Raw genomic sequence first — 13,511 nt, forward strand, 5'->3', positions numbered from 1 at the left:
AGTGATATTTGTTTATTTTTACCTTACATTTATGAGTTAAACCACTATGAGTAGCTTTGGAGATAGATTAAAAGTGTTGCGAGAAGAAAAAAAACTTTCTAAAGGTAATCTTGCAGATTTGATTAATATACATTACAGTCAAATAGGACGTTACGAGAGAAATGAAGCCAGTCCATCATCTGAAGTACTTAATAAAATTGCTAATATTCTTGAAGTTTCTACCGACTTTTTAATGAACGGTACTATTGAACAAATAGCCGATAATGCTATTAATGATAAAACCTTAATCAATCAATTTAATAGAATAGCTAAATTAGATGATGAGAATAAAAAAATAGTAATTTCATTAATTGATGCTTTCCTTTTTAGACAAGAGATGAAAGAAAAATTAGCCAATTAATACAAATTGCTAACCTTTAACCCACAAAAAAACACGCCTGTAAGCGTGTTTTATTTTTTACTCTGTTGTGCGCACAGAAAACATTTCTGCGCTAACGTTTACCGCATATCCGAGCGATCGGGTTTGTGGTAGTTATAAAGGGGTTTTATTTTGTTTGTGGTAGTATATTAGGGGGATATGGTAGTTTTTTAATATTTAAATGGTAGTATTATGGTAGTAAATGGTAGTTTTTGTACATTTTATTTAGGGTACAAAAAAAGGCTTAATTTGTTGTTAAGCCTTGTATTTATTGGGGTTTTCGGTGGTTTTTATGTTTAGTGTATTTGTATATTTTAATTGTTTGCCCTTAGTAATAAAAACTGCTATATTTTAATTTCATACCCATCTTTATTATAAATTTTATTTATTGCCTTCCCTATTGTTCCATTACCACTTTGATCAAATTTTAAATTACTTAAAATATCATCAATATTCTCTTGAGTAACCTTTCTTGTCTCAGGTTTTAAAGTAGTACCGTCTGAACTATTATGAGAAGGTATACCAAAAAATTCATTTACAGTAGAATTTTTATTATGTCTAAAATCCGGATCTACAATTGATCCTCTTGGTAAAAAGATTTTGGAACGCATAGAAACAATTGCTACAATGCCGACTAAAGAACAAGAACAACTTTTTAACGTGATTGATGCGCTAATTCGTGATTATAAAGCCAAGCAGGCTTACTCCTCATAACAACCCACAAAAAAACACGCCCGTAAGCGTGTTTCTTTTTTATAACATTTTATTTTATCGTAACGCAAAGTGAGGACACTGTGCGCAGCTTACGCATCTTAAAATTATGGCTCAGACTTCGGAGAGCGGGAAACTCCCTATATAAATACTTATAAATTTGCATCTTAATTTTAACATTTCTAACTTGTTTTTTATCATAGAATGCGTAGCAGACGCATCTTAAAATTATGGCTCAGACTTAGGAGAGCTGGAGAGAATTGTTCTTTTTCATCATTTTGTAGTTTTATATTTTTCAATTCTTAATATTTTACCGCTTTTTGAATAATAAAGCCAATTCCCAAATTCACTTCCATTAAAATAACTCCCTTTGTGTTCTATTGAACCATTTTCATAATAGTATGCAAAAATACCATCCAGTTTACCTTTTTTATAATTTATGATATGACTTAGATTTCCTTCATCGGAAAAATAGATAGACAATCCATCTAGCACAAAATTGTCTTCTAAATAAACGACCTCACTTTTTCTAATTAAAACTCCTGATGAGGAGAATGATAATTGTGTATACTTATTATTTCCTATACGAACATTTAATAAACTCAAATTATTACCCCAAAAACTGCCTTCGATTAGATTTTTATCACCTTGATTTAAAGAAAAACTATCTTCTTTTGATTTCAAATTTAATTCAAAATCTTTTTTAGTTTGTGAATAACTAAAAAAACAACTAAGTACTAAATAAAACGTAATTATTTTATTTATTTTCAATGACTTTTCCATCTTTCATTTTTACATTTATTGAATTAGGACTTTCTCCATTAACTGTTGGACTATAGCTACCATCTAAAGTTGCTCCGCTTGGCAATTGACCTACATTAACTTTCATATATGAAGTCTGTCCAATGTATCCAGTAATTATTGCTTGGGGAACTCTTTCAGAAAAAGTCTTAACTAAGTTATTACCAGTCATTGCATCGTTAACTAATGTCTCAATTGATGGATAATCCTTAGCTTCCATATTTAAAGGTGTTGCAGCATTACAGCTAAATAAATTAACTTTTGAATTTAATGAAAATACTGAAGAATTAATATTAGATATATCTGTACTATCAAAAACGGAAGGGTCACTTCTTTTTCCTGTCCAACCAGTATTTTCATAGCCTAAAGGTATTGCACTAGGAACACCGTGCGACATAAACGCCAACCCAGTTATAGGATCTAAACTTCTTTTGTCTGACAATTCTATTTTATCTAGTGACTTAGAATTTATATAGTTAACAACTTCATCTGCTGATTTTACATAAACAGGAGCATCAATTCCGTTCTTTTTTGCCCAAAGCGCAAGAGCCTTTTTTTCACTTGAAGTGTAATCTTTATCTAGTATTAACCAAGAAACTTTTTCTTTAGAACCTGATTTTTGTAGTTCTTTCTTATACTGTCTGATTTGATTTCTGGCAGCTAAAGTAAAATTTTGTCTATTCTTATTATGTAAATCCGCTCCACCAGAAACCACTATTTTTTCATCTCCATCAGGATCTATAGCAATAATTGGATTATTAGAAACGAAAATATATGAAGACTCACTTGGATATTTTCTCTCTTTTTTATCAACAGCAAACCAGCGACCTATGCGAGTATCTAACATACGATTTCCGTAGTCTAAAGAGTTACCCTCTCCTTTAAGTTCATTATCTAACTCTTTGCCGTTAAACCCATAACGATATGATTGTGAGTTTCCATGACGATTTGGAATCAAGCTACCAAAAGGGTAATAGTCATTATAACTAAGAACGTCTGGCATAAAGGTAAAATTATTTCCTGAATTTCCAATAAATAATTTACGATCTGTAATAACTGAAAGTACATTTCCTAAATGATTTGATAATTCATAATTTTTATCGCCTACTAAACGATATGCTTCATTTGCTGGTCTTTCTATTTCTGATATAGATTTTCCTTGATCAATACCTTCGCAAATATCGCCTATCCCGTCTTGGTCTGCATCTAACTGATTTCCATTAGCGTCTGTTTGACCTTCTGATTTACCGTTTTTAGTATCAATACAATTATCACATCCATCTCCAAATCCGTCTTCATCTCTATCTGATTGGTATTGATTTGTTAACGATAGATAAGTTGGATTAGCATCACGTATAGCAAGTGCTTGTTGATCTTTAGGATCTATAGTTACATAATCAATCCTAGGATTGTATTTATTTTTACAGTTGTCACAGTCGTCTCCTACACCATCACCATCGGTATCTAACTGGTAATCTGGATTGGTTGGATTAGGAGTAGGATTATTTTTCTGACAATTATCACATACATCACCGTATCCGTCTCCATCGCTATCTTTCTGGTCGGGATTAAAAGTAAAACGACAGTTGTCTAAACGTTGTTTTCCGTCTTCTTTGAAATCAAGTACTCCATCTTGGTCTGTATCTAATGCTTGAGGTCCACAATAAGTGTCCGAATAATCTTTGGATGTTAAATTGGTTATTGTTAAAGGTTTTACAATATTATCTTTATCTAACATATCGGTAGAAACAGATGTCGGGGTTTCGTCAAAACTAAACTGGTGTTTGATTTCATCTATTGAATAGGTGAAATCGCAAATTTCAGCATGGGCAGAACCTAACGACCAATCTTGGTAGTTATTATTAGGATCATAAAAGGCTAAGTAATTAGCTCCTAAAGCATTATTAGGTAGTGTTGGAAAATTAATTAGGTGTTGCTCATGTGGTTCTATGTTACCATATCCAAATGACCAATTTAATCCTGAATCAACTTTATTTGCTTTATATATGTTTCCGTTTACATTTATTTTAACATCAAATTGATTATTACCATTTTTATTAATGTTTACTTTTAAATTCCATTGGTTTTCTGGTATTTCTGTTGGTATGGTATAATCTATTGTTTGTACATAAGCATCAAACTTGTTTCTTTTACCTCCAGAGCGCGTTGAATATACACCGTAATCTCTTTTGTGTAATACTAATTTCACAACTGGTTTATAGACAAATACATCTGGGTTGGTTGACTTACGTATTTTTTCTATAAACATAAATGCGGAGCTTCTATAATAAGGTCCTGCATCGATCCAATCTCTTTTTGATAGATGATTATGTAACGATAGTAAAAGGCCTTTTTCTGGTGTATTTTGACTGATTTTTATATTGGTTTTTAAAACAATTGAGTCATTTATTACCCCTGCATCTGGAAAGAAGTTTAATCCATATTCAGAAGGACTTTGCCAAGTTTTACTGTCTTTTATTGTTTTTAATTCAATTCCTTTTATTTTGGAGGTTACCAATCCGAAAGGTGCTGTTTTTTCTAAATTACTCCATTCTTTTTTAGCTAATTTGTTTTTTATTGTTTGATTAGTGCTGCTTAGGTCTAGATCTGCGTTTTGAACTCCCAAGCGACTACTTCCGTAGATATCGTGTTCTACCAAACGAAAAGTTCCTGACTTTGTATCTACTGGTGTGTTTATGGGTTTTATTTCTGCTAAAAATTTAGCATTTGTTTCGGTACTAAATCCATTAGACAATACAATTTCATTTGAGGCTTGTAGGGTTAGGTTTCCGGTACTTTTTACGGTTGATATACTATTGCTACTACTTGAAACATAGATCCCTTTGCTGGCTTTCTTTATTTCCGTACCGGATACGATATAATCGTTTAGGTATAAATTAGGAACCACAGGTTCTGTAACTATTGTATTTTTTTCGTTGGCTTCGTATACGGCCATTACATTTCCTTGTGCATCTCTTTGATAGTAGGTGGTATTGTTTTTTTCATTTGGTCTACTAATCGTTTTTGCTATCCTGTTGCCTAAACCATCGTAATCAAAAGTAATGATGGTACCGTTATCTTTGGATACTTTTTTTACTTTTCCATCTACACGCCAATCAATGGTAATGCCTTCTTTTTCATCACGGATTAACTGCCCGATAGCGTCGTATTTATAATTATCGGGGTTTTGATCGTCTAGATCTAGTGTTGTATCGTTTGGATTATTAGGATCATTTGTAAATGTTTTGTTTGGTACTGTATCGTCTATGTATGCTAATTTATTAGTACCTGGAATATAATGGTATGAAAAATCATCCATTAAATTATAATCTTTTTGAGTGATATTATTATCTGTTTTCTTAACGGGAGCAGTTCGTTTTAATGTAAATAGGTTTCCATTAGAATCGTATTGATATTGACTACTTAAAGATTCGTGTGTTTGATTTAGGGAATTGATTCCTATGGAGTTCATTGTTTTAATTCGGTTGAGCTGATCATAGGTGTATTTATTAAACTGCGAATTTAATTTTACTTGGTTTTCATCAAGTAAGGAAGTTACCATTTCTTTAATATTACCGTTGTATAAATTCTTATTTGTTTGAAGATTCATACCTTGTGATAAAGAAAAAGTATTGGTGTCTAAAACAGATTTTGTGTTTTGCCTTGAAAGATAATCACCGCTATAATAGTTTAATGCAAATGCTATGACATCTTGACCAACTGCATTTGTACCATTTAAGGATCCATCATGACCAATATCATGGCCTATTTGCTCAGAATTTACAGCTTTGAGCCAACCTTGAAGTGTATAGATATAATCTAGACCTTGCACTGTTTTATCGCCTATTATGGTACGAGCAAGGGGACCATGCTGGTAGTATTCATATTTAGCATCTTTTTCCCATATTATATCATCTGTACTGGTTTGTACTTCCACAATACGATTATCTGCATCATAGGCATATTTGTGTATGAATTGATCTTTTTGTCCTGGTTGGTAAATAACTTTATTTACTTTTCCACTGATTAGATCATAGTCATAAACTACTTTTTTAGCGTCTTGTTGTAAATTAATAAGATTTGCTGATGTATTTCTTTGTACAAACTGTCTTACATTGCCGTGTATATCATAATCATAAAAAATAGCATTGTCGTATTTGTTAATATCTACTAAGGTAGAAGCTTTATCAATATATAGAACTGCTGTAACTCTTTTTTGGTTATTATCTTCATGGCTTTTTCCTATATATTTTAGAGCATCTGGATGTTGTTCGTCATACAGGGTATGGGTAACTTGTTGTTTTAAATATAATGATTCATTGTCTTGTTCGAAATTATTAATAGCAATGCCTGATTTTAATAATCTTCCATTTTCATCAATGGTAAAACTAGAAGGAGCAATAATTTCTCCTGCTTGGTAAATTCTACCTAGACCATCATATTTTGTAAAACTAAAAGCGGTACAAATACCATTTGAACATGTTATACTTTTCTTTTGATTAGCATTTTGGGAAGCAATAATTCGTCCTAAAGCATCGTAAGCAAAACGTGTTTCACCTCCATCAGGTGTTTTTTGCCATACTAATTGGTTTAAGGAATTGTATTTGTATTCTGTATTAAAACTATGATTAGCTTCTATAGCTGTTTGTGATGCGTTTTCTGGTGTATCATTTTTTTCTCTAAAGTTGTTGATATTGATATTTAATGGATCATTATCTTTAGTGATTCCTAGCCTACTTACCCCTTTAGGAGGTATAGTTTGGGTTAAATTACCAGCTTGATCATAATAATACAAGGTGTATTGATATTCTTGATCTTTTGCTTCTTTTGTAAAAGTTTCTTTTAGATGATCAATTGCTTCTTTGATATAGTTCGTTACAAATTCTTCTTTTTTTAAGGCTTTTTCTTGACTTGCTAAGACATTTGTATAGGTTTTAGTAATAGATTCATGAAAGATTTCGCAAGGTGTTTTTGTTTCATTAACTGTAAATTTTAGATCTGGAACCATTGGAGCTGGTGGACACACTTGGTTTTCAACTACGTATATATTATTAATGTAGTTATTCCATGACATACTATAATCGTTTGATGATATGTAAAGAGCATAACTATCTATTGCGCTTATAAGATCTTTATATCCGTAGTTTAGTTTGGTAGCCCCAAATTCAGCTATACTAATGTATTTATAATTGGTAACATCCGAAATAAAGAATTTCTTTAAATAATATAAATACGGAGTTGTTATATAGGCAAATTTAGCATTACAAAAATACTCATCATTGGCTGCTAAATATTCTGGCAAAGTATAATTGGGTAGTTTTGCTTTCATTCCTTCAACATACTCTTTCCATTTTGAGCCACAAGCTAAAGGCTCTACTTCCTGAGGGACACATTTTACACAAGGAACTTCTTCTTCTTTTGTACAAGAAGGCGGTAATTTTAAACAAGAAATTTTACCTTTAAAGTTTCCAAAAGGTGCTAAATTTAATTTTTTAATTCTTTGAAATCTAAAATAATATCTTAATTTTACATTAAAAGTAGTATAGGTATCATCATCAAAAGTTAGATCATATAAACTTCCAAGATCATAATCGTCTGATAGTCCATTTAATTCTAAATTAACACCGCAGGATGAATTTTCACCAAACGCAAACGATATTTCATCTTCATTTAACATTAAATTTGATATGACTCTATTTTCAACAGGTAGCGTTAAAGGTAGAGCCAATAACGAGTTAGGGCTTGTATTTTCAGGACTTTTATTTCCTCTTTTATATAGATGATATCCCAAAACAATATTTAACAATTTAGTTAAATTAGTTTCTACATCAATTTTTTCTTTGCAAAACTCTAAACAATCAATAGATCCTGTTATTATTTTATAACCAGCCGGTTCCATTTCCATTGATGTCCCTTTGTATTGATAAGAATACGTTGGCACTGATTCATAAGGATTATTATGAGCCCAAACTGTAAAGGTTTTATTATCAGTATTTAACTTAAAATTAGAAAAATGAGTAATTGCATTAAAATAATTTCTATGCGTCTCATAATTTCCTGAATTTAAATAACTTAGTATTAAAGAAAAATCACAATTAGCAAAATTATATTGCATCCCTTGAACTTTACTACTGAATTGAGAGTCTTTAGGAGTAATCCATTCTGTTTTAAAATTATCAATGGTTGAACCATTAGGAATGATATAAGGGTCTACTTCTTGCCATTCTTTTGGATTATATGATGCGTTATTATTAGGTAATTGTCCTTTATTATTTTTTTGAGTTGACCATAAATGGTTAATCAATTTTAAAAGATTAGCTTCTGCTATCTCTTTTATAGATAGCTTTTTTGTACAAATACATTGAAAATCTTTTGTTGCAAGTTTTCCTTTAACAGAACTGATGATACCATTATTATTGATAGAGAAAAATTGAATATTATAACTATTATCAATTTTTATACTTGTGATTCTATCTGTTGGTAAATTACCTTGTAAATCCGTAACGTTGATTAAAACCTGTCCTGTAGTTGGTAATATAAATTGAAAACCATCTATCGTTTTTTTGTATTGTGCTGCAAATTGAGTATCATTTAAAAATTGTTGAATAAAATTATTTGCATAAGGATAGATGCCTGAAGCCGGTGGCGATTGAGTTGAATTATAGCCTGTGTTTAAACGGATACCTGTTGTACTATTAACTGTTTTTTCAGAAATTAATTTATTAATTATTTGTAAAAGGTTTCTTTCAAAATACATTTTATTGGTACAACCAGCAGTTGCATCAATAGTTGCTTGACCATTTACATTAATAGTTCCGTCTTCGGTACAGGTATCAAGAGGAGCTTCTGTGGTTCCTTCAATAAGAATTTCTTCAAAACATGTTTTTAAAGGATCAGGATCAAAATCAGCCTTTGCGATAATTTTAAATTTATAATTTTTCTTTTCTCCTCCAGGAACTGCATATATGTCCTTAAATTCAGTTATATAAAACTGGTTGCCATACATAGACCAGTCTGGGGCTGATGCACTGGTACCTCGTACCGTTGGACAAGAAGTAATGTAGGAGGTTGGGTTGATTATTTCTAGTTTAATTTTTTTATTACTAGCGTTTTCGTCTTCAATTTTTAAATCTAAGACTGTATTTGACACGATATAGCCTTTTATTTTAGGAATTGACGTTAAATCCTTTATAAGTGTTCCTGCTCCTAGGCTTTCATATAATTTATTAGTTAGTTGAGCTATTGTATTGGCAGGAATTTCTTCTGTATTATAGGTAGGCAACTTTCCTATTGGATTATAATCTTTTTGAATTAATCCATTTAAAAACGACTGCATATCTAAAAGTAATGGGCATTTTTTGGTTTCTAGGTATAGGCTATTATTAGCTGCTGTAATGCTGTTGTCTAAATTTTGATCATCACTGGCCCCTGAATCATAAAAATAGTCTGAATCTATAAAACGTTTTTGTTTGTCTTTATAAAAAATTCTTACGTCTGAATTGTCTATTGCTAAAATATTTTGTGGATAAACACTTACATAAGATGTTTTATAAACCTTTTTTAAATTGTCTATTGCATCGGAGAAAGGTGTAAAAGGATTTCTTTCATCTATTTCTTTTGCAATAGTATTATATTTCGCATACTTTCTTAAAGTATATCTAAATTTTTCTGTGTTATTAATATTTCCTATATAGCCATTGTATCCTTTATTTTTTATGCTATAAATATTTGAAAAAACAGTTTTTATTTTATTTTTAAAACTGGTATAATAGTTTTTGTAAGTAAGCCAGATTCTATCTTTTTGTTTTTCATTAACATTATTATTAATGTAGTTAATTAATGCGCTATTATTTTTAACGTTATGAAAAATACTTATTGGTGCTAAACCGTTTCCAAATAAAACCGTGTATGCAGCGGCTTGAAACATATTCATTTTATAATCTTGACCTTGGTATTTATAGGTCATTCCTTCATAATTTTCAGTTAGAGCCTCAATAATCAGGTTTTTTCTTAATGAACTCTGAGTTGTACTCTCTACTTTATTGTAATTTAAATTATAAAAAGGATCTTCTTCTAAAATTTTTATACCTGTAGGGGAACTTGGATTTTCGATTAACTGTTTGTTTTGACTAGCTATTTTATAGGTTTCTATTTCATTTAGAGCTAAATCATAATTATCAGTATTATTTCCGTATTTGATTAAAGTATTCTCGCAAAGTGCTTTATTATATTCGTAATAATAATACTCTGGGTGATAAGCGAGTAAAGATTTTGCCCAATTTTGTTTCCAATTTTTAATAAAATCGGCTATGTTATCAAGATATTGAGGGGATACTAGGTATTCATCTTCATTATCGCCTTTTTTCATCCCTCCTAATCTATAGTTAGAGGTTACTGATAAAATATCTGTATCGGTGATATTTTCAGGAAGTAATGGAGTATTAGGTTCAATAGGAGGCAAATAAGTGTTTTCTGCTATTTTTTTAACTGTTACCCACGCAATAGATCCATCTGCATTTTTATACACTCCATCTGATGGGTATTTCCAACTAAATTGTGATTGTTCTTTAGTTACTGTTTTATTATCTCCATACGCATCTTTCCCTATAGGATAGCTACCTCCTCTTAATAGGTAATTATATTCATTAAACACACTCAAATCATCATTAACGACTTGAATTGTATTATTAGAAGGATCTGGTGTGTTAGTATTTGTATTAGTTGATGTATTTGAATCGGGATTACTAGCATTAATTACAATATCAGTAGTACTATCATCCATATCAGGTTTAAAAATAATTCCTTTTATTGAACCGTACTGTCCATTTGGGCTTAGATCTGACAGCAAAGTTGTTTCCATAATATGACAACTTGTAACCATTTTAGGACAAAGATCACGACAAGTTTGCAATGAGAAATCAAATTCTTTTTTAAATAAATTCTCATCATTATTTATTATTATAGGATTTAATGAAAGGTCTTGATAATTTAATTTTCCTAAGGTATCATAGGTAAAGATGGTAGGAGCATATCTGGTATTTAATTTATCTAAGACATAACCGTATTTAGCAATAGCTGCATATTGATCAAAAATAGGTTCCGAACATGTTTTATTATTGTTTTTATCAAAACAATTGCTAAATTCTATTTTTTGATTTTCTTTTAAATAGTTTTCTACTAATGTCTTTTCACATAAACCACATGTTATTTCACAACCGTTTACATCGATTTGAACATTAAATAATTCTGTTTTAGGATTACAGATATTATCTTGTTTTGAAATTTCGTATAAATAATCTTCAGCATAAGCGTCTAAAGCATCTTTGTTAACAACTAGTTCTTTTGACAACAAATAACTTCCTTGTGACAAATTTTTAGCTTCTAATTTTTGAGTATTATAAGCTATTAAGGGTAAATTTCCTTTTGGATTTTGTGTATTGACAGAACCTATTGTTTTGATTGGATTTCCTTCAAAATTGAGTCTTTCATTAGCACAATCGTCTTTTAAACTTATTTTTAAATCATAAACAAAAGGATATGATTTGTTTGTTAAGCAATTTGGTTGAAAGGTATTTTTGCTATGTTCAAGACCGTAATCAAATTTAATGGTAGAGGGTAAATTTCCAACAACTTCTAATTTAGAGGTTAAATCTATTCCGTCTTTTAAAATACCAAAACGGCCACTTGATTTTTTTTTGTTATTAACTAATAAGTCTGTTTTTAAATTGCCTTCTGTTGCTAACTCGGGTAAAGGATCTAAATTTTCTGGTGATTGTCCCACTAAAGCTGTTGCTATTGTTTTTCCTTTAGGATCTATATAACTAACACTCGCTTGACCATTAGGATCTATAACTGTGTTTTTTTTATATTTATTTGCAAAACCTACTTTATACCCAAAAATACGATTTAGTTCTTCTTGACTTGGTGTAGAATAAAAATAGGTCATTTCATGACCTCGTCCTATTTGATGATCCGAGCCTACGCCTCCTTTTTTATAAATTCGCCCTGTATTATCGGGTGTGTACACTATTTGAGAATAGGGAAATCCTTTAGCATCAGGTACGTAATCCTGAAAATTATTAGATACTTTAGCAGCTGCGGAATAATAGTTACTAGCCCCCGAACTGGTATTCATTTTATTAGATGTAGATACGCTACAATCTGTTTTTTTAGGATCATCCCAATCAAAATCTAAGTGAGAAAAAACCGTAGTTTGATTTTTATTTAGTGAGTCAAAATATTTTATAGCACTATTTTCTAAAGGCACGGGTAGTACTTCTATGGCAGGACGTCCTTGATTATCATATATTACTTCTCCTACGATAGATTGGTTATTGGTATTAACTTTTGTTACGGTTTGTCTATTTCTAAGTGAACCGTCAAAATAACTTACGACTTCTTTTTTCTTACCATCTTCAGCAAATGAAGATTGGTACTGCCAATTTTTACTATCTTTTTCGTGTGGAACTACAATTTCAATTTTATCTTGCCAATCACTTAGGTTTTGAAATTTTTCTGCATTTGTTGTAGACCATTTTCCGAAATAAATTTTTGATACGTCATCTAAAAAACGACCAACAGGTCTAACTCTATATAAGAGGTATCCTTTTGAAAATATTAATGGAATTCTATAGCTCAGTTCTTTCGTTTGAATTCGGGAGCTATTGCGCTTAAAGTCTTCTTCTGTAAAAGGAATATTATTAGGCGATTTAGGTTCACTCCCTTCTCCATAATTATCAATCCAAGTCCATTCTAGCTCATATTCAACAGCTGGAAAATTAGGATCTTTGTTCCAACTAATTTGAATTTCATGTTCTCCTTTTGCTTTATCTAAAAGTGTAATTTCTTCTTGAAATCCTTTGTAGGTAACTAAACTAGCATTGGGTTTTACAGCTGTGTCTTTTATGTTAAAATATCTTTCTGTACTAAAAATTAATTCAACAAAGACATTGCTTGGACTAGTTAATGTAATAGGTTTGTCATCTAGATTGGTATACATTACTGATAATACTTTTATCTCTGCTTTATGAGTCCCTGCAAGTTTATATACCACAAAATCATTGTGTTTAAGATTTTCTGTGGTCTTATTATGGGTTATAACAAATTCTTTTATTTCAGTATTTTGAACGTTGTTTGACAGTACTCCGCTATTAGCATATCGTTTTATTTCTAATTTTACAATAGCTTTATAACTTACATTAAATTGAGATTTTACACTGGTGGAAGAAGAGGTCTCTCCAATACCATAAGCGGATTCGTCTAACCCAATGTGTATATTTATTGCCGAATTAATAGATGTAAAATCGGATAATTTAGATTCATTAGAATTGGATTTATTTAATTCTGAGAATTTTGAATCTGTAATACTTAAGGTAGGCTGACCGTTTAAAGCAGTTCCTATTAATCTATTGGATTTTTCCTCAATATATTGTGACCATCCCGCTGTAATATTTAGAATTAAAAATAACTGTAGTAAAAATTTTAAAACATTCATTTTTGAATGTGAGGCTATCTTTACTGAAGTTTTCTTTATTTGAATTGTACTCATCGCGTATTCTTTTAATAGACTTAACATACGAAT

General features: G+C 30.6%; 4 protein-coding genes. 1 reads left to right on the forward strand and 3 read right to left on the reverse strand.

Going from position 1 to position 13,511, the window contains the following annotated elements; genetic code table 11:
- Positions 1-46 precede the first annotated feature (46 nt).
- Complete coding sequence (locus AWN65_RS12890; RefSeq protein ID WP_060383517.1) at positions 47-400, forward strand: helix-turn-helix domain-containing protein; 354 nt, start codon at positions 47-49, stop codon at positions 398-400.
- 362 nt (positions 401-762) lie between these two features.
- On the opposite strand, the gene AWN65_RS12895 is transcribed toward AWN65_RS12890, so the two are convergent.
- The 3 genes from AWN65_RS12895 to AWN65_RS12905 all read right to left on the reverse strand — a co-directional run bounded on the left by AWN65_RS12895 (position 763) and on the right by AWN65_RS12905 (position 13,478).
- On the reverse strand, positions 763-1,029 hold the full coding sequence (locus AWN65_RS12895) for a hypothetical protein (RefSeq protein WP_014166054.1): 267 nt from the start codon (positions 1,027-1,029) through the stop codon (positions 763-765).
- Between the two features lie 373 nt (positions 1,030-1,402).
- The gene (locus AWN65_RS12900; protein ID WP_060383518.1) at positions 1,403-1,912 is read right to left on the reverse strand and encodes a toxin-antitoxin system YwqK family antitoxin; all 510 of its coding nucleotides are present in this window, start codon (positions 1,910-1,912) and stop codon (positions 1,403-1,405) included.
- On the reverse strand, positions 1,887-13,478 hold the full coding sequence (locus AWN65_RS12905; protein WP_060383521.1) for a DUF6443 domain-containing protein: 11,592 nt from the start codon (positions 13,476-13,478) through the stop codon (positions 1,887-1,889). Before AWN65_RS12905 ends, AWN65_RS12900 begins: the two co-directional genes overlap by 26 nt.
- Between the last annotated feature and the right edge of the window lie 33 nt (positions 13,479-13,511).

The organism is Flavobacterium covae, from assembly GCF_001534645.1.
GTDB classification, from domain to species: Bacteria; Bacteroidota; Bacteroidia; order Flavobacteriales; family Flavobacteriaceae; genus Flavobacterium; species Flavobacterium covae.